We start from the raw sequence: 17,972 nt of genomic DNA on the forward strand, positions 1-17,972 counted from the left end.
TCTCGTCAGGTGTCAGCGGTGAGTTCATGCTAACGGGCGAGAATTCCGCATGCGTCTTCAATTTGCGGCCTGAAACGTATGCGCGCGGCGTTTGTGCGGGGCGCTTCGGCATTTTCTGCTGCGCGCCCGGCGGGCCGGGCGCGCAGCAGGTCAGTAGCCGCGCGTACGATCGACGACGCCGATCATCGGCTGCCCCGCGCGATGGCGCGCGAGGTTCGCGAGCACCGCGTCGACCGCGGTGTCGGGCCGCGTCGCGCTGGCGATGTGCGGCGTGATGCGAATGCGCGGATGCGTCCAGAACGGATGGCCGGCCGGCAGCGGTTCGGGGTCCGTCACGTCGAGGATCGCGCTGTCGACGCGGCCGCTCGCGAGCGCCGCGAGCAGCGCGGCTTCATCGAGTTGCGGGCCGCGCCCGACTTGCACGAGCGACGCGCCGGCCGGTAGCGCGTCGAACACGCGTGCGCCGAGCAGCCCGCGCGTGCTGTCGGTGAGCGGCAGCAGGCAGATCAGGATGTCGGTGCGGGCGAGGAACGCGTCGAGCGCCGCATCGCCGGCATAACAATCGATGCCGTCGAGCGTGCGCGGCGTGCGGCTCCAGCCGGCGCACGGGAAACCGAAGCGCCGCAGCGTGTCGAGCACGGCCTGGCCGAGCGTGCCGAGCCCGAGCACGCCGACGCGCCGCGACGCGGCCGCGCGTACGGGATGCTCGCGCCACACCTGGTCGCGTTGCTGGGCCGCATAGTCGAACAGGTCGCGATGGATCGTCAGCACGGCCTGCGTCACGTATTCGACCATCCCTTCGACGATGCCCGGCTCGATCATCCGCACGACGGGGATGTGCGAAGGCACGCGCGACAGGTCGAACTGGTCGATGCCGGCGCCGACCGAGAACACGACTTCGAGATTCGGCAGCAGCCCGACCGGATCGTCCGGCGGCTGCCAGGCGGCGAGATAGCGGACGGCCGCGGCGTCGCCGAGGTCCGGCCAGATCCGGAACGGCAGGTCGGGCGCCTGTTGCGCGAAGCGTGCCGCCCACTGCGCGCCGCGCACCGGGTCGGCCTTGTACAGGAAGCTCATCGTCGGTGTCCTTCAGCCGAGTGCCTGGCTCACGATCGCGAACGCACGCAGCGCCGGGTCGCGCGCCGGCGTCGTGCCGCGCGCCATCGCGACGACGGTATCGACGCGCGGCAGCCCGAGCCCTTCCAGCCAGTCGGACAGCCCGCTGTCGCTGGGCAAGTCGAGCCGCACGAACATCCCCTCGTTCAACGCGAGCCAGTGGCTGATCAGCGCCTGCGCGCGCAGCGCATCCGGCGCGATCACCGGGCCGATCACGTGGCCCGGGCCGAAACGGCGGAACAGCGCGAAGCCGAGCAACTCGCCGTCGCGATCGAGCGCGATGCCGTTCGCGACGTCGAGCAGCGCATCGGTCACCGCGCCGCGTTCGTAGCCGGCCGCACGCGACGCGAGCGCGGCGAGGCGCGGCCCGTCGTTGGTGCCGAGCGGGCGCAGGCGCTCGCCGGGCGGCAGCGAGATCAGCGGCGGCCGGAACGCCGCGCCCTGATGCTGGTCGATCGTATCGATCGGCTCGAAGCCGAACGCGGCGTACAGCGGCTCGCGCCCCGGCATCGCATGCAGAAAGACGGTTCGTGTGCCGAAGCCGTCGAGCGCGCGGGCCAGGAGCTCGCGCTCGATGCCGCCGCCCGCCCGCTCGGGCGACACGATCACCATGCCGAGCGCCGCGTGCGATTCGCCGAGGCGCCAGCCGAGTGCGGTCCCCACGACGCCGGTCTCGTCTTCGGCCACGATGCCGCTGCCGAGCTGGAACGCGAAGCGCCAGTCGTCGAGCCGGTGCGGCCACTTGACCGCCTCCGACAGCCGATGGGCGGCGGGCAGGTCGGTTTCGGCGAACGGGCGATAGGTGAGCGTGCGGGAAGAATTGAGGTCGGACACGCCGGACTCCGGATGGGTAGAAATGACCTATCGACTCTGCCAGCGACCCACGGGCGCGGATAGGACGATTCGCCTGTTTTCCGGCGGTGACGGACGCGCCCGCGAGATCGACGCAAACCCGTTCGATCGATGCGGACGAACGCGCTGATCGTGCCGGCGCGGCCGGTCAATCCCACCACTCCTGCTGTGGGAACGCCGCTACGATGAATGCGCGGCCGCGCTGCCGCCTGCCCGGAGGGCTGCGCCGGCAGGCGAGCCCGCTGCGGCAGCACGCCGCCCACCGGCCGGCCGCGCCGCGCCCGATCGCGCCGCAGATCGTGCTGCATGTGCCGGGCAACACGCGGCGATTCTGCGTTTTGAGCGACGCCGAACGATGCGCGAACGACTTTTTGCCCTGATTCAATTTCGTTAAACCCAGCCCACCCCCGGCCCTGCCGGGGCTTCACACCGACAGGACGTCACCATGATCCAGTTTGAACCGAAGTACATCACCTTCGACTGCTACGGCACGCTGACCCATTTCCGGATGGCCGAGACGGCGCGCGAAATCTATGCGGACCGGCTGTCGCCGGCCGCGATGGAGGCCTTCGTGCGCGCGTTCGCCGCCTATCGGCTCGACGAGGTGCTCGGTGCGTGGAAGCCGTACCGCGACGTCGTCGTCAACTCGGTCCGCCGCACCTGCGCGCGGCTCGGCGTGAAGTTCGACGAAGCCGAGGCCGAGCTTTTCTATCATGCGGTGCCGACGTGGGGCCCGCACCCGGACGTGCCGGCCGGGCTGTCGCGGCTGGCGTCGAAGTACAAGCTGGTGATCCTGTCGAATGCGATGGACGAGCAGATCATGAGCAACGTCGACAAGCTCGGCGCGCCGTTCCACGCGGTGTTCACCGCGCAGCAGGCGCAATCGTACAAGCCGCGGATGCAGGGCTTCGAATACATGTTCGACAAGCTCGGCTGCAAGCCGGAGGACGTGCTGCACGTGTCGTCGAGCCTGCGCTACGACCTGATGACGGCCGAGGATCTCGGGATCAAGCACAAGGCGTTCGTGAACCGCGGCCACGAGCCGGGCACGCCGTTCTACAACTATTACGAAGTGTCGGACATCGGCCAGCTCGCGACGCAGCTCGGGCTGTAAGCCGGCTGCGCCGGCAGATCCATCGAACGCGCGACGGGACGCGGCCGTGATGCCGGCGCGTCCCGTCACGCGTTCGATCAGCGTACGAAACGAGGGTAATTACCGATATCGAGTCGTTCAAGGCGGGGCCGCCCGGGCCGATATATGTACCGAACGGTTAATATTTCGAGGCCCCCGCATGAAGTTGTCCACCAAACTGCTGATGCTCGTCGCCGCGGCGCTGCTCGGCGTCGTCCTGCTCGCCGCGTTGTCGCTGCACACGCTGCGCGACGCGCTGATCGACAGCCGCCGCGAAGAGATCGTCATTCTGCTGACCAAGGCCGAGCATCTGGTCGATTCGTATCGCGCGCTGCAGACGAGCGGCACGCTCACGCAGGAGCAGGCGCAGCAGCAGGCCAAGGCCGCGCTGGCGGCGCTCAACGCGAATTCGAAGAGCTACTTCTGGGTCACGACGTCGGACGGCGTCAACCTCGTGCACCCGAACGCGAAGTTCATCGGCACGCGCGCGAAAGGCAACCGCACGACCAGCGGCATGACCGACAGCGAGGCGTACCGCGCGGGGATGGCGCAGGCGCATTTCGCGCTCGTCGACGTGCTGATCAAGCGCAGCCCCGACGCGGACCTGGAGCCGAAGCTGCAGGGCGTGGTCGCGATTCCGGACTGGAACTGGTGGATCGGCACCGGATTTTTCTACGACGACATCAACGCGGCGTTTGCCCGACTCGCGATGGTGCTCGGCGCCGTCGCGCTCGTCATCGCCGCGGCGCTCGCGGCCATCGCATGGGGCGTGCTGCGCAGCGTCAGGCGCACGCTCGGCGGCGAGCCCGCGCATGCGACGCAGATCGCCGCCCGCATCGCCGCCGGCGAACTGGACGTGCAGTTCGATACGGCGCACGCCGCGCCCGGCAGCCTGCTCGTCGCGCTGGGCGACATGAAGGCGCGGCTGACCGACACCATCGCCGAGATCCAGACCACGACCCACTCGATCGCCACCGGCACCGGCGAGATCGCGCAAGGCAACCTGGATCTGTCGCAGCGCACCGAGCAGCAGGCCGCGTCGTTGCAGGAAACGGCGGCGAGCATGGAGCAGATCACGTCCACGGTCAAACAGAACGCCGACAACGCACGTCAGGCGAATGCGCTCGTGGCCCAGGCGAAGGATGCGACCGAACTCGGCGGCGCCGCTGTGCAGGCCGTCGTCGAAACGATGCGGCAGATTTCGGATGGATCGGTGCGGATCGCGGACATTACCGTCGTCATCGAAAGCATCGCATTCCAGACCAACATTCTCGCGCTCAACGCCGCGGTGGAAGCCGCGCGGGCCGGCGAGGAGGGGCGCGGGTTCGCCGTCGTCGCGTCGGAAGTGCGTTCGCTCGCGCAACGCAGCGCCGCGGCCGCGAAGGACATCAAGGGATTGATCGACGCGTCGGTCGAGCGGGCCGGCAGCGGCAGCCGGCTCGTCGAGACGGCCGGCGAGCGGATGACGGAGATCGTCCGGTCGATCGACCGGGTGGCCGACATCATGGGCGAGATTTCGGCGGCATCGGCCGAGCAAAGCACCGGCATCGAACAGATCGGGCTGGCGGTCGCGCAAATGGACGAAGTCACCCAGCAGAACGCCGCGCTCGTCGAGCAGGCGGCTGCGGCCGCCTCGTCGCTGGACGAGCAGGCGGCGCGCCTGCGGGCCGCCGTATCGGTATTCCGGCTCGCTGCGTGACGGCTTCGCGCCGTCCGTTCGCGGCCGGCGCATCCTCTGCTTCTCGGGCGCCGCGCTGGCGGCCGCCCGGCGTGCGCGTCGACATGCCGGTGACGCACGCGTCGCCTGACGGCTGCACGGTCCCGGTTTCCCGGTAGTCCCGTGATCTTCCCGTCTTCCCGCCAAGCCGCTCCGATCGAGCGGTATTCCTCTGAACTTTCCTGTGCGACGTCCCGTCGCGATCCCCACCGTCGACGCCCGTGCATGCGGCGATCTGCCGCAATGCGCCGCTCATTTCGGCCGTCGTCGGCATGCGCACACGCATTCGACACAAACGTGCGGTTTGCGTGAGCCAAACGCGCGCCGGATGCCGAACGGGCAATTTTGTCGGCGCAATCTGCGGCGGCTGCGGCCTTACGATTTCCTGCATCGACACCGATTCGGCAACCACCGCGACACGCCACCGGGCCAACGGCGACACGTGCGCGCACGCAGCAATTCATGCTGCGCGGGCGGCCTAAAACGGTCGATTCGTATCGTGCGGGGCGCCCGAATCGCGACAAACCGCATTTTGGCGATGCTTAAATGAATTGCATGTGTACGACGTCGCGCCCGCCACCAGCAAGCGGGCGCGGCGCGATTGAACAACCACGCTGGACCCTTGGACCCACTTCCCACAGTCAGGAGCAGTTCGGATGAGCGACGATATCGACAACGGCGGCAAGGGCGGCTTCACGCGCCGCGACATGATGAAGGTCATGGCGGCGGGCGGCATGATGGCCGCCGGCGCCGGCGGACTGCTGATGACCCCCGATTCGGCATTCGCCGCGCCCGCGCCGAAGCGCGGCGGCAAGATCCGGGTTGCGAACGAAGCCGGCTCGACGGCCGATACGCTCGACCCGGCCAAGGGCTCGACGGGCGCGGACTACACGCGCTTCTTCATGTTCTACAGCGGTCTCACGCAGCTCGATGCGAGCCTGACGCCGCAGATGAACCTCGCCGAGTCGCTGCAGACGACCGACGCGAAGACCTGGATCATCAAGCTGCGCAAGGGCGTCACGTTCCACGACGGCAAGCCCGTCGGCCCGGCCGACGTGGTGTTTTCGCTGATGCGCCACAAGAACCCGGCCACCGCGTCGAAGGTCAAGACGCTTGCCGAACAGTTCTCGGATGCGAAGGCGACCGGCCCCGACGAAGTCACGCTGACGCTCGCGAGCGCGAACGCCGATCTGCCGGTGATCCTCGCGACGCCGCAGCTCGTGATCGTCAAGGACGGCACGACCGACTTCTCGACCGGCGTCGGCTGCGGCCCGTACAAGCTGAAGTCGTTCAAGCCGGGCGTGTCGACCATCGGCGTGCGCAACGACAGCTACTTCAAGCCGGGCAAGCCGTATCTCGACGAGATCGAGCTGATCGGCATCAGCGACAGCGCCGCGCGCCTGAACGCGCTGCTGTCGGGCGACGTGCACCTGATCAACGCGATCGATCCGCGCTCGACGCAGCGGGTCTCGTCGACGCCGGGCTACGCACTGAAGGAAACCAAGTCCGGCCTCTATACCGACCTGATCATGCGCAGCGACAACCCGATCGTCGCGAACCCCGATTTCGTCGAAGGGATGAAGTACCTGTTCGATCGCGAGCAGCTTCGCACGGCGGTGTTCCGCGGCTATTCGGTGATCGGCAACGACCAGCCGATTCCGCCGGGGCATCGCTACTTCAACGCGTCGCTGCCGCAGCGCGCGCACGATCCGGACAAGGCGAAATTCCTGCTCCAGAAGGCGGGGGCGCTCGGCGCCGCGCTGCCGCCGATCTATGCGACGTCCGACGCGAACGGGTCGATCGAAATGGCCGTGCTGCTGCAGCAGGCCGGCCAGAAGATCGGGCTGAACCTGCAGGTCAACCGCGCATCGCCCGACGGTTACTGGTCGAACCACTGGATGAAGCACCCGCTCACGTTCGGCAACATCAACCCGCGTTCGAGCGCCGACGTGCTGTTCACGCAGTTCTTCAAGTCGGATGCGCCGTGGAACGAGTCGGGCTGGAAGAACGCGAAGTTCGACCAGTTGCTGCTCGCCGCGCGTTCGGAAACCGACGACGCGAAGCGCAAGCAGATGTACGGCGACATGCAGGTGATCGTGTCGCAGCAGGGGCGGGTCGGCATTCCGGCGTTCATCAGCTTCCTCGACGGCTACGACAAGCGGCTCGCGGGCCTCGGCTCGATCCCCACCGGGCCGATGATGGGCTTCACGTTCGCCGAGAACGTGTGGTGGAACGCATGATGTTGTTGCTGGCCGCCGTTGCGTGGCCGGTGCGGGCGACCGCGCCGGCCACGCGGGGGCTTTTCGGGAGTGTCGCTCCATGAACCGAGTTCTCATCGGGCTGATCGGCCGGCGCATCGCGGTCACCGCGCTGACGCTGCTGATCGTGTCCGCGATCATCTTCACGATCACGAACCTGCTGCCGGGCGACGCCGCGCAGGCCGCGCTCGGCCAGTCGGCGACGCCGGAGACGGTCGCCGCGCTGCGCCAGCAGTTCGGTCTCGACATGCCGGCGCACGTGCGTTACCTGCACTGGCTCGGCGGGCTGCTGCACGGCGATTTCGGCCGGTCGTTTTCCGGCGACATGCCGGTGTCGGAACTGATCGGCGGGCGCCTGCCGAAGTCGCTCGCACTGGCGGCGATCACGACCGCGGTATCGGTGCCGATCGCATTGCTGCTCGGGATCCTCGCGGCGGTCAAGCGCGAGTCGGCGATCGACCGCGTGATCAGCCTCGGCACGCTGTCGCTCGTCGCGACGCCGGAATTCCTGATCGCGACGGTCGCCGTGCTCGTGTTCGCGGTGAAGCTGCACTGGCTGTCCGCACTGTCGTACAGCGGCCCGATCGAAAGCCTGCACGATTTCCTGCGTGCATATGCGATGCCGGTGCTGACGCTGTGCGCGGTCGTGATCGCGCAGATGGCGCGCATGACGCGCGCCGCGGTGATCGAGCAACTGAGCGCGTCGTACGTCGAGATGGCCACGTTGAAGGGCGCGAGCCCGGCGCGCGTCGTGCTGCGCCATGCGCTGCCGAACGCGATCGGCCCGATCGCCAATGCGATCGCGCTGAGCCTGTCGTATCTGCTCGGCGGCGTGATCGTCGTCGAGACGATCTTCAACTATCCGGGCCTCGCGAGCCTGATGGTCGACGCCGTCAGCAATCGCGATTTCCCGTTGGTCCAGGCGTGCACGCTGATCTTCTGCGTCGCGTACCTGACGCTCGTGCTGTTCGCCGACCTGTGCTCGATCGTGTCGAACCCGCGACTGCGCACCTGAGTGTTTCGTCTTTCTTCCGAGATGCCGCCCATGCAACCGATCGAACCCGTACAACGCAGCAGCGCGCTGCCGCCCTCCGGCGACCCGCCCCTCGGGCGGGGCAGCATGCCGCCTGCCGCGCCTGCTCCCGACCAGCCGCGCAAGCGCCGCGCCACGCGCCTCGCGTTGACGACCGGCGGCCGCGTCGGCCTGTCGATGGCCGGCCTGATGCTGTTCGTTGCGGTGTTCGCGCCGCTGATCGCGCCGCATGACGTCGGCGCGATCGTCACGCCCGACGTGTTCGCGTCGTTCAGCGCGAAGCTGCCGTTCGGCTCCGACTTCCTCGGCCGCGACATGCTGAGCCGGATCCTGTACGGCACGCGGCTGACCGTGCTGCTCGCGCTGGCCGCGGTGCTGCTCGCCGCGGTGACCGGCACGACGCTCGGGCTGCTCGCGACCGTGTCGGGCCGCGCGGTCGACGAGACGATGAGCCGGCTGCTCGACGCGCTCACGTCCATTCCGTCGAAGATGTTCGCGCTGATGTTCGTCGCCGCGTTCGGCTCGTCGCTGCCGCTGCTGGTCCTCACCGCCGCGGTCAGCTACATGCCCGGCTCGTACCGGATCGCGCGCGCGCTGGCCGTCAACATCAGCACGCTCGAATTCGTGCAGGTGGCCAAGGCGCGCGGCGAAAGCGCGCTCTACATCGCGTGCGTCGAGATGCTGCCGAACATGATCCACCCGATGCTGGCGGACACCGGGCTGCGCTTCACGTTCGTCGTGCTGCTGCTGAGCGGCCTGAGCTTTCTCGGGCTCGGCGTGCAGCCGCCGTACGCGGACCTCGGCTCGCTCGTGCGCGAGAACATCGCGAGCCTCGGCGACGGCTCGGCCGTCGCGATCATGCCCGCGGTCGCGATCGCGATCCTGACGGTGGGCGTCAACCTGTTGATCGACGGTCTGCCGCATCGCGGCCGCCGCAAGGGCGCGGCCGGCGCCGCCGGAGGACACTGATGCGACACGAATCGAATCCGCTCGTCGAGGTGCGCGGGCTGCGCGTGGTCGGCGGCCGGCCGGGCGGCGACGAAACGACGATCGTCCACGGCGTCGACTTCGACATCGGGCGCGGCGAGGTGCTTGCGCTGATCGGCGAATCGGGCTCCGGCAAGACGACGATCGCGCTGTCGCTGATGGGCCATGCGCGCGCCGGATGCCGGATCGCCGGCGGCTCGGTGAAGCTCGACGGCACCGACGTGTGCACGCTTTCCGGACCGGCGCTGACCGCGCTGCGCGGCCGCAAGGTCGCGTATATCGCCCAGAGCGCGGCCGCCGCGTTCAACCCGTCGCGCACGATTCTCGACCAGGTGATCGAGAGCGCGCTGATCCACAAGACGATGACGAAGCGCGACGCGCAGGCGAAGGCGATCGAGCTGTTTCGCGCGCTCGCGCTGCCCGAGCCGGAGACGATCGGCAAACGCTATCCGCACCAGGTATCGGGCGGCCAGTTGCAGCGGCTGATGGCCGCGATGGCGCTGATCACCGATCCGGAGCTGGTGATCCTCGACGAGCCGACCACCGCGCTCGACGTGACCACGCAGATCGACGTGCTGCAGGCATTCAAGAACGTGATCAAGCGCTGCGGGATGAGCGCGGTGTACGTGTCGCACGACCTGGCCGTGGTCGCGCAGATGGCCGACCGGATCGTCGTGCTGAGCGACGGCGTGATCCGCGAGGCGGGCGATACCGAACAGATCCTGCATGCGCCGACGCACCCGTACACGCAGAGCCTGATCGCCGCGGTCACGCCGAACGATGCGGAGCGCGACGCGCAGGCGCAAGCACAGGAGCCGGCCGCGCCCACACCGCTGCTCGACGTGCGCGGCGCGATCGCGGGCTACGGCGGCCGCGCCGCGAACGGCTGGCCCGCGAAGGTGATCCTGCATGAAGTCGACCTGCGCATCGGGCGCGGGCAGACGGTCGGCGTGATCGGCGAATCGGGCTCTGGCAAGACGACGCTCGCGAAGGTGATCGCGGGCCTCGTGCCGGCGACCGGTGGCGAGATCCTGCTCGACGGCGTGCCGCTCGCACGCGATATCGTCAAGCGCACCAAGGAGCAGCATCGCCGCGTGCAGATCGTGTTCCAGAACGCCGATACCGCGCTCAACCCCGTGCATACCGTCGAGCGCACGCTCGCACGACCGCTCGCGTTCTACCACGGGATCAAGGGCGCGCGAGCCCGCCAGCGCGTCGCGGAGCTGCTCGAGCTCGTGCGGCTGCCGCCGGCGGTGGCGTCGCGGCGGACCGGCGAGCTGTCGGGCGGGCAGAAGCAGCGCGTGAACCTCGCGCGCGCGCTCGCGGCCGAGCCCGACCTGATCCTGTGCGACGAGGTCACGTCGGCGCTCGACACCGTCGTCGGCGCCGCGATCATCGAGCTGCTGCGCGACCTGCAGGCAAAGCTCGGCGTGTCGTACGTGTTCATCACGCACGACATCGCGAAGGTGCGCGCGATCAGCGACGACATCGTCGTGCTGTATGCGGGCCGCCGCGTGGAGACGGGCAGCCGCGACGCGCTGTGCGCGCCGCCTTATCACCCGTATTCGCATCTGCTGGTGTCGTCCGCGCCGGAACTGCGCGCGGGCTGGCTCGACGATGCGGCCGAGCGTTGCCACCGGCCGCTGGTGCCGATCGGCGCGCGCGAGAACGAGGACGAGCTGTGTCCGTTCCTGTCGCGCTGCGCGATGCGCGTGGACGGCGTGTGCAACCGGACGGCCCCGTCGCTGCGCACGCTCGGCAACGGCGCGCAGGTGCTGTGCCATCGCAGCGAGGAGGATCTCGCGCGCTTCCAGGCGGAGCCGATTCCCGCCGGTGTCGCGCCGCTGCAGCTGTAGTGCGTGGCGCGCGAACCGTGCATCGCGCGGGGCGGTGAACGGCCCGCCGCATAGTCTGCCGCGGCGGTCGCGCAAAACGGCAATTTGCACGCGTGCCGCGCGCGAATACGCGGCAACTGCGGTTTTTGACGGTGATTAAATGATTCTCATTGAACGGTCGCCGATCGTCGTTGCGGAAATGCTCGAGAAGGATCCGATGAAACTGGAATCGTACTGGCTGGATACCCGCCCCGCGTTTCGCGCCGGAAGCGTTGGCCCCGTCGAAGGGCGGGCCGACGTCGTCGTGATCGGCGGCGGGTTCACCGGTTTGTCGGCGGCGCTCGCGCTCGCGCAGCGCGGCGTTTCGGTGGTCGTGCTCGAAGCCGCGCAGGTCGCGGGCGAAGCGTCTGGCCGCAACGGCGGCCAGTGCAATACGGGCGTCGCGCAGGACTACGCGTCGCTGGCCGCCCGCATCGGCGCCGCGCAGGCGAAGCAGTTTTATCTCGCATACGAAAGCGCGGTGAAGAGCGTCGAGACGATCGTGACCGAACAGGCGATCGATTGCGATTTCCGGCGCGCCGGCAAGCTGAAGCTCGCCGCGAAGCCACAGCATTTCGCGGGGCTCGAAAAGACCTTCAACGCATTGCGGCGCGACGTCGATCCGGATATCGAACTGATCGAACCGTCGCGGATCCGCGACGAAATCGCATCCGACGGCTTCTACGGCGGGCTCCTGCAGCGCAACGGCGCACAGATGCACATGGGCAAGTTCGGCGTCGGCCTCGCGCAAGCGGCCGTGCGGGCCGGCGCACGCGTGGTCGAGCACGCGGCCGTCACGCAGATCGACCGGCTCGACGGCGAGCGCCACCGGATCACCAGCACCCGCGGCACGATCGTTGCCGACCGCGTTCTGGTCGCCACCGGCGCATCGCAGCACGGGCCGTTCGCATGGTTCCGGCGACGCATCGCGCCGGTCGGCAGCTTCATCGTCGTGACCGAGCCGCTGCCGGATGCGCAGCTGAACCGGCTGTTTCCGCATCGCCGCGCCTACGTGACGTCGCGCCAGATCGGCAACTACTTCCGCGTGACGCCCGACAACCGGCTGCTGTTCGGCGGCCGCGCGCGTTTCGCGATGTCGAGCCCGCGCTCCGACGCGAAGAGCGGCGACGTCCTGCGCGCCGGCATGGCCGGCTACTTCCCGGAACTGGCCGGCGTGCGGCTCGACTACTGCTGGGGCGGGCTGGTGGACATCACCGCCGACCGGCTGCCGCGCGCGGGCCAGCACGACGGGCTCTATTACTCGATGGGCTACAGCGGCCACGGCGTGCAGATGTCGGTGCACATGGGCCGCGTGATGGCCGACGTGCTGTATGGCGCGGCCGCGTCGAACCCGTGGCGCGAGCTCGACTGGCCGGCGATACCCGGCCATTTCGGGCACGCGTGGTTTTTGCCGCTCGTCGGCGCGTATTACCGGATGCAGGATTTCCTGCATTGAAGCGCGCGCCGGGAGAATTCGACATGACAGTGCAATTCGTTGGCTCGCCGCGTGTCGCGCGGCCCGTGTCGCCGGCGATCGGCGACGTGCTGCGCACGATCGACGCGTCGTTCGCGCAGCCGCTGAACCTCGACACGCTCGCGGCGGTGGCCGGGTTGAGCGTGTCGCGCTTCACCGCGCGCTTTCGCAGCGAAACCGGGCTGTCGCCGCACCGGTATCTGTGTCTCGTGCGGATACGGCGGGCGCAGGACCTGTTGCGCGCCGGTCTCGCGCCGTCGGTCGTCGCGACCGACGTCGGCTTCTTCGATCAGAGCCATCTGTGCCGGCATTTTCGACGCGTGCTCGGGATCACGCCGCGCGATTACATGGTCGCCCGTACGGGCGGCGCACCGGTGCGAGCGCCATCGGCGCGCATGCGCGCCGAACGCCGCGATGCATCGTGTCACGCGGCGTAAGCACACGTATGGACGACATGCCCCGCTGAGAATTTTCCGGCAGGCGAGCCGGCGAACGACGATTTCCGATATCGCGTGACCGCTTTCGAACGAATCCGTCACGCACTGCACAGGAGCAGAAATGACCGCAGTTTTCGTGTTGCACCGGGCCGACGGCGCACCGTCTTCCACCGCATTCAGCAAGCAGGCGCTCGGCGCGAGCGATCCGTTCGCGTCGCATCGCGAGATCGCGTGGGAAGGCCCCGACGCGATGGCCGCGGGGCGCATCGGCTTCGTGGGCGAACTGGATGTGCCGAGCTTTCCGCACATCGAAACCCTCGTCGTCGTCCAGGGCGAGTTGACGCTCGAAGCGCCCGGGGCCGCACCGCTGGTGGTCGGCCCTGGGCAAGGCGCCGTGATCGGCTGCGGCACCGCGCTGCGTATCGCCGCGGCATCGCCGGTACTGCTGATGTTCTGCGCGGCAACGTGCGAGACACCGACGAAACGCGGCATCTTCGCGCTGCACGCCGACGCGAACTTCAAACCGTCCGCCACGCTGCCGGCCGAGGTGCTGCTCGGCCCCGCGCCGCAATGCCGCAGCGACAACGTGTTCACCGACGACGGCGCCGGGTACTGCGCGGGCACGTGGGATTCGACGCCGTATCACCGGATCGTCCGGCCGCATCGCGCGAACGAGTTCATGTTCCTGCTGGACGGCGGCGTCCGGTTCGCGGCGCCCGACGGCAGCGTGCAGTCGCTGGGCACCGGCGACGCGCTGTTCGTGCCGCGCGGCGCGTCGATCGGGTGGGAAAGCAGCGAACGCGTCGCGAAGTTCTACGTGATGCAGAACGTCAAACCCTCCACCGAACGAGACTGAGCATGTCCCCTCCGCTGCGCCATATCGAAACCTTGTCCACGCCGCCGGCCGCGGCCGACGTCGTCGTGATCGGCGGCGGCATCATCGGCGTCTTCACCGCCTACTATCTGGCCCGCCGCGGCATATCGGTCGCGCTCGTCGAGAAAGGGCGCATCGGCGCCGAACAGTCGAGCCGCAACTGGGGCTGGTGCCGCCAGCAGAACCGCGATGCGCGCGAGTTGCCGATGGCGAGCAAGAGCATCGATCTGTGGGAACGCTTCGCCGCCGAATCCGGAGAAGACACCGGCTTTCATCGCTGCGGGCTGCTGTATCTCAGCAACGACGAGGCCGAGCTGTCGCGCTGGGCCAGCTGGGGCGAATTCGCGAAGACCGCCGGTGTGACCACATACATGCTCGACAGCAAGCAGGCCGCCGAGCGCGGACGGGCGACCGGGCAGCAGTGGAAGGGCGGCGTGTTCTCGCCGACCGACGGCACGGCCGATCCGGGCAAGGCCGCGCCGGCCGTGGCCGCCGCGCTGATCAAGCTGGGCGGCAGTGTCCACCAGCACTGCGCGGCGCGCGGCATCGAGCTCGAAGGCGGCCGTGTCGCGGGCGTCGTCACCGAGGCGGGCGTCATCAAGACGCGAACGGCCGTGATGGCCGGCGGCGCATGGGCGTCGTCGTTCTGCCGCCAGCTCGGCATTCGCTTTCCGCAAGCGTCGATCCGTCAGTCGATCCTGAGCGTGTCGCCCGTCGACACGCCGTTGCCGGATGCGATGTACACGTCCGGCGTGTCCATCACGCGCCGCAGCGACGGACGCTACGCATTGGCGATCAGCGGCCGCGCGCGCGTGGACCTGACGCCGCAGTTCCTGCGCTTCGCGCCGCAATTCGTGCCGATGTTCGCGAAACGCTGGCGCAATCTGCTGCCGGGCGGCCTCGAAGGCGTGCGTGGCGGCCATGAAACGTTGAAGCGCTGGCGCCTCGACGCGCCGACGCCGATGGAAGCCGTACGCATTCTCGATCCGAAGCCCGACATGCCGACGATCACCGAAACGTACCGACGCGCGTCCGAACTGCTGCCCGAACTGCGCGAAGCGAAGATCACGCACGCGTGGGCCGGGTTCGTCGACAGCACGCCGGACGGCGTGCCGGGCATCGGCGAAGTGCCGGGCGTGCCGGGGCTCATCCTCGCGGCGGGGTTTTCGGGTCACGGCTTCGGGATCGGCCCGGGCGCCGGGCACCTGATCGCCGATCTCGCATCCGGTGCGCAACCTTTCGTGGACCCGGCGCCGTACCGGCCCGGCCGGTTCAGCGAGTCCGCATGGGGCAAGGTCGCCGATTTTTGATGCAACGCCGTTACATGGATGAGCGGTCGCCTGAGTACGACGCGCATCGAGCCGGACCGCCCACGAGCGGCCGGATCGGTGCGGCGAACGTTCGCCGGTCCGTCAGTGCGATGCGACAGCTTGGGAGTGCGTGATGCGTTTCAGTTCGTACTGGCTCGATACGTCGGAGCCATTCGTGAGCCACTCGCCGGAATTGCCCGACGGCAGCTGCGACGTGCTGGTGGTGGGCGGCGGGATCACCGGTTCGGCCGCCGCGCTGGCGCTGGCCAAGAAGGGCGCGCGCGTGATCGTCTGCGAGGCGGGCACCGTCGGCCAGGCGGCGTCGGGCCGCAACGGCGGCATGTGCAACAACGGCTTCGCGCAGGATTACGCGTCGCTGTCGCAACGTCTCGGTACGGAACTGGCGAACCGGCTCTATCTGGCGTTCGACGCGGGCGTCGACACGGTCGAGCGGCTCGTGAAAGAAGAGTCGATCGATTGCCATTTCGCCCGCACCGGCAAGCTGAAGCTCGCGGCGAAGCCCGAGCACTACGACAAGCTCGCGCGCAGCCAGGCATTGCTCGCGGCGAGCGTGGACCCCGACACGCGCCTGGTGACGAAGGCCGAGCTGCGCGACGAGATCGGCTCGGATCGTTATCACGGCGGGCTGCTGTTCGGCAAGAGCGCGGGGATGCATGTCGGCCGTTACGTACGCGGCCTGGCGCGCGCTGCGCAGGCGCGCGGCGCGCACATCGTCGAGCAGGCGCCGGTGCTGGAATTGAAGCGGGACACGCGCGGCACCTATGCGGCGCGCACCCCGCTCGGCGAAATCCGTGCGCGCCAGGTGCTGCTCGCGAGCGGCATTTCGCACGTCGGGCCGTTCGGCTGGATTCGCCGCAGGGTCGTGCCCGTGGGCGCCTTCATCATCGTCACCGAGCCGTTGCCGCGCGAGCTGCTCGATCGCCTGCTGCCGACACGCCGGATGGCCACCGACACGAAGAACTTCGTCAACTTCTTCCGGACGACGCCCGACGGCCGTCTGCTGTTCGGCGGCCGCGCGCGGTTCGCGACGTCGAATCCGCGTTCGGACGAAAAGAGCGGCGCGATCCTGCGGCGTCAACTGGCCGCCGTGTTTCCCGGGCTGGCCAGCGTACGCATCGACTACTGCTGGGGCGGGATGGTCGACATGACGGCCAACCGGCTGCCGCGCGCGGGCGAGCGAGACGGCGTTTACTACTCGATGGGCTATAGCGGCCACGGCACGCACATGGCCACGCTGATGGGCACGTTGATGGCCGAGATCATGGACGGACGCGCCGACCTCAACCCGTGGAAAGGGTTCGACTGGCCCGCGATTCCGGGTCACTTCGGCAAACCGTGGTTCCTGCCGTTCGTCGGCGCCTGGTATCGACTCAAGGACTCTTTTCAATGAATTCCCCTGTTGTTCACCTGATGCAAGCCGGCCGGCTCGAGCGTTTCTTCATCGACGGCGACTGGGTGTTGCCCGACGGCAGCGACCGGTTCGCAGTCGTCAGTCCGTCCACCGAGGACACGCTGGGCGAGATCCCGCTCGGCAGCGCGCGCGACGCCGACCGCGCGGTGCAGGCCGCGCGCCGCGCGTTCGAACGCTGGTCCGCGACGTCGCCGCAGGAACGCGCGGCGCTGCTCGACCGCGTGCATGCGCTGATGCTGGAGCGCGCCGAACTGTTCGCCGCCGCGCTCGCGATGGAAATGGGCGCACCGATCGGCTATGCGCGTGCCGCGCACGTGCCGCTCGCGGCCGAACATATCCGCGTCGCACGCGACAACCTCGCGCGCTACCCGTTCATCGAGCGGCGCGGAACGACCGCGGTCGCGCGCGAGCCGATCGGCGTGTGTGCGCTGATCACGCCGTGGAACTGGCCGATCTACCAGATCACCGCGAAGGTCGGGCCGGCGCTCGCGGCCGGCTGCACGGTCGTGCTGAAGCCGAGCGAGCTGTCGCCGCTCAGCGCGCTGCTGTTCGCGGAAGTGCTCGCCGACGCGGGCGTGCCCGCCGGCGTCTTCAACCTCGTGAGCGGCAGCGGCGAAACGGTGGGCGCGGCGCTTTCGTCGCACCCGGAGGTCGACATGGTGTCGATCACCGGCTCGACGCGCGCCGGCGTGCTCGTCGCGCAGGCGGCCGCGCCGACCGTCAAGCGCGTCGCGCAGGAACTGGGCGGCAAGTCGCCGAACATCGTGTTGCCGGACGCGGACCTGTCGCGTGCGGTCCCGCCCGGCGTGGCCGCCGCGTTCCGCAACATGGGGCAGTCGTGCAGCGCGCCGACCCGCATGATCGTGCCGCGCGCCGTGCTCGGCGAGGTCGAGGCACTGGCCGTCGCGGCGATGCAAACGCTCGTCGTCGGCGATCCGTTCGACGAGGCCACGACGCACGGGCCGCTGGCCAATCGCGCACAGTTCGGGCGGGTTGCGCAGATGATCGACGTGGGCATCGACGAACGCGCGAAGCTGATCGCCGGCGGCCCCGGCCGGCCCGCGGGTCTCGAGCGCGGCTTTTATGCGCGGCCGACGATTTTCTCCGAGGTGCGCACCGACATGGCGATCGCGCAGCAGGAGATCTTCGGCCCGGTGCTCGCGATCCTGCCTTACGACACCGTCGACGAAGCGATCGCGATCGCGAACGATACGGTCTACGGGCTCGGCGCGCACGTGCAGGGCACCGACAAGGACCGCGTACGCGCGGTGGCCGCCCGCATCCGCGCGGGGCAGGTGCATCTGAACTACCCGGCATGGGACCCTCAGGCGCCGTTCGGCGGGTACAAGCAGTCGGGCAACGGCCGCGAGTACGGGATCGAAGGGATGGAGGAGTACATGGAGATCAAGTCGATCGTCGGCTTTTACGACTGACGCAGTCGCTGCGCGCGATTCGCGCCGGCAGTACAGTTCGAAG

The 17,972-nt window shown here is 68.9% G+C and carries 15 protein-coding genes; 13 read left to right on the top strand and 2 right to left on the bottom strand.

The window, feature by feature from the left end; genetic code table 11:
• Positions 1-150 precede the first annotated feature (150 nt).
• Both HWX76_RS14085 and HWX76_RS14090 read right to left on the bottom strand, forming a co-directional pair.
• The gene (locus tag HWX76_RS14085) at positions 151-1,077 is read right to left on the bottom strand and encodes a glyoxylate/hydroxypyruvate reductase A (RefSeq protein ID WP_176015955.1); all 927 of its coding nucleotides are present in this window, start codon (positions 1,075-1,077) and stop codon (positions 151-153) included.
• A 12-nt stretch (positions 1,078-1,089) separates the two neighbouring features.
• Positions 1,090-1,950, bottom strand: a complete 861-nt coding sequence (locus HWX76_RS14090; protein ID WP_050016861.1) for a GNAT family N-acetyltransferase — start codon at positions 1,948-1,950, stop codon at positions 1,090-1,092.
• Positions 1,951-2,153: 203 nt separating this feature from the next.
• Between HWX76_RS14090 and HWX76_RS36530 the strand changes: the two genes are divergently transcribed.
• The 13 genes from HWX76_RS36530 (at position 2,154) to HWX76_RS14150 (ending at position 17,929) form a co-directional block, all read left to right on the top strand.
• A complete protein-coding gene (locus tag HWX76_RS36530; protein ID WP_089490412.1) occupies positions 2,154-2,348 on the top strand; it encodes a hypothetical protein in 195 nt (64 codons plus the stop codon).
• A gap of 65 nt (positions 2,349-2,413) precedes the next feature.
• Entirely contained in the window at positions 2,414-3,082 is a 669-nt protein-coding gene (locus HWX76_RS14095; protein ID WP_050016866.1) for a haloacid dehalogenase type II, read from the top strand.
• Between the two features lie 178 nt (positions 3,083-3,260).
• Positions 3,261-4,799, top strand: coding sequence for a methyl-accepting chemotaxis protein (locus tag HWX76_RS14100; protein ID WP_050016867.1), 1,539 nt, complete (start codon positions 3,261-3,263; stop codon positions 4,797-4,799).
• A 674-nt stretch (positions 4,800-5,473) separates the two neighbouring features.
• Positions 5,474-7,057 (top strand): ABC transporter substrate-binding protein, encoded by a 1,584-nt coding sequence (locus HWX76_RS14105; RefSeq protein WP_050016869.1) that lies wholly within the window; start codon positions 5,474-5,476, stop codon positions 7,055-7,057.
• A 79-nt stretch (positions 7,058-7,136) separates the two neighbouring features.
• Positions 7,137-8,090 (top strand): ABC transporter permease, encoded by a 954-nt coding sequence (locus HWX76_RS14110; RefSeq protein WP_176015956.1) that lies wholly within the window; start codon positions 7,137-7,139, stop codon positions 8,088-8,090.
• Between the two features lie 30 nt (positions 8,091-8,120).
• Positions 8,121-9,077, top strand: coding sequence for an ABC transporter permease (locus tag HWX76_RS14115; protein ID WP_089490410.1), 957 nt, complete (start codon positions 8,121-8,123; stop codon positions 9,075-9,077).
• Complete coding sequence (locus tag HWX76_RS14120) at positions 9,077-10,951, top strand: ABC transporter ATP-binding protein (protein WP_050016874.1); 1,875 nt, start codon at positions 9,077-9,079, stop codon at positions 10,949-10,951. Before HWX76_RS14115 ends, HWX76_RS14120 begins: the two co-directional genes overlap by 1 nt.
• A gap of 139 nt (positions 10,952-11,090) precedes the next feature.
• Positions 11,091-12,425, top strand: a complete 1,335-nt coding sequence (locus HWX76_RS14125) for an FAD-binding oxidoreductase (RefSeq protein ID WP_080334362.1) — start codon at positions 11,091-11,093, stop codon at positions 12,423-12,425.
• A 23-nt stretch (positions 12,426-12,448) separates the two neighbouring features.
• Entirely contained in the window at positions 12,449-12,880 is a 432-nt protein-coding gene (locus tag HWX76_RS14130; RefSeq protein ID WP_176015957.1) for an AraC family transcriptional regulator, read from the top strand.
• A 121-nt stretch (positions 12,881-13,001) separates the two neighbouring features.
• Positions 13,002-13,736 (top strand): cupin domain-containing protein, encoded by a 735-nt coding sequence (locus tag HWX76_RS14135; RefSeq protein WP_089490408.1) that lies wholly within the window; start codon positions 13,002-13,004, stop codon positions 13,734-13,736.
• Between the two features lie 2 nt (positions 13,737-13,738).
• Positions 13,739-15,064: an FAD-binding oxidoreductase gene (locus tag HWX76_RS14140; RefSeq protein WP_050016878.1), complete on the top strand. Its 1,326-nt coding sequence runs from the start codon at positions 13,739-13,741 to the stop codon at positions 15,062-15,064.
• 133 nt (positions 15,065-15,197) lie between these two features.
• Positions 15,198-16,475: an FAD-binding oxidoreductase gene (locus tag HWX76_RS14145; protein WP_124630184.1), complete on the top strand. Its 1,278-nt coding sequence runs from the start codon at positions 15,198-15,200 to the stop codon at positions 16,473-16,475.
• The gene (locus tag HWX76_RS14150; protein ID WP_176015958.1) at positions 16,472-17,929 is read left to right on the top strand and encodes an aldehyde dehydrogenase family protein; all 1,458 of its coding nucleotides are present in this window, start codon (positions 16,472-16,474) and stop codon (positions 17,927-17,929) included. Before HWX76_RS14145 ends, HWX76_RS14150 begins: the two co-directional genes overlap by 4 nt.
• Positions 17,930-17,972: the final 43 nt, after the last annotated feature.

Origin of the sequence: Burkholderia sp. BCC0398, assembly GCF_902833245.1 — a bacterium.
Classification (GTDB): domain Bacteria; phylum Pseudomonadota; class Gammaproteobacteria; order Burkholderiales; family Burkholderiaceae; genus Burkholderia; species Burkholderia sola.

Excerpts from the sequence above, each read along its gene's own strand:
- HWX76_RS14085 (WP_176015955.1), bottom strand. The coding sequence starts at position 1,077 with ATGAGCTTCCTGTACAAGGCCGACCCGGTGCGCGGCGCGCAGTGGGCG.
- HWX76_RS14110 (WP_176015956.1), top strand. The coding sequence starts at position 7,137 with ATGAACCGAGTTCTCATCGGGCTGATCGGCCGGCGCATCGCGGTCACC.
- HWX76_RS14125 (WP_080334362.1), top strand. The coding sequence starts at position 11,091 with ATGATTCTCATTGAACGGTCGCCGATCGTCGTTGCGGAAATGCTCGAG.
- HWX76_RS14150 (WP_176015958.1), top strand. The coding sequence starts at position 16,472 with ATGAATTCCCCTGTTGTTCACCTGATGCAAGCCGGCCGGCTCGAGCGT.
- HWX76_RS14100 (WP_050016867.1), top strand. The coding sequence starts at position 3,261 with ATGAAGTTGTCCACCAAACTGCTGATGCTCGTCGCCGCGGCGCTGCTC.
- HWX76_RS14105 (WP_050016869.1), top strand. The coding sequence starts at position 5,474 with ATGAGCGACGATATCGACAACGGCGGCAAGGGCGGCTTCACGCGCCGC.
- HWX76_RS14095 (WP_050016866.1), top strand. The coding sequence starts at position 2,414 with ATGATCCAGTTTGAACCGAAGTACATCACCTTCGACTGCTACGGCACG.
- HWX76_RS14115 (WP_089490410.1), top strand. The coding sequence starts at position 8,121 with ATGCAACCGATCGAACCCGTACAACGCAGCAGCGCGCTGCCGCCCTCC.
- HWX76_RS36530 (WP_089490412.1), top strand. The coding sequence starts at position 2,154 with ATGAATGCGCGGCCGCGCTGCCGCCTGCCCGGAGGGCTGCGCCGGCAG.
- HWX76_RS14130 (WP_176015957.1), top strand. The coding sequence starts at position 12,449 with ATGACAGTGCAATTCGTTGGCTCGCCGCGTGTCGCGCGGCCCGTGTCG.
- HWX76_RS14120 (WP_050016874.1), top strand. The coding sequence starts at position 9,077 with ATGCGACACGAATCGAATCCGCTCGTCGAGGTGCGCGGGCTGCGCGTG.
- HWX76_RS14135 (WP_089490408.1), top strand. The coding sequence starts at position 13,002 with ATGACCGCAGTTTTCGTGTTGCACCGGGCCGACGGCGCACCGTCTTCC.
- HWX76_RS14140 (WP_050016878.1), top strand. The coding sequence starts at position 13,739 with ATGTCCCCTCCGCTGCGCCATATCGAAACCTTGTCCACGCCGCCGGCC.
- HWX76_RS14145 (WP_124630184.1), top strand. The coding sequence starts at position 15,198 with ATGCGTTTCAGTTCGTACTGGCTCGATACGTCGGAGCCATTCGTGAGC.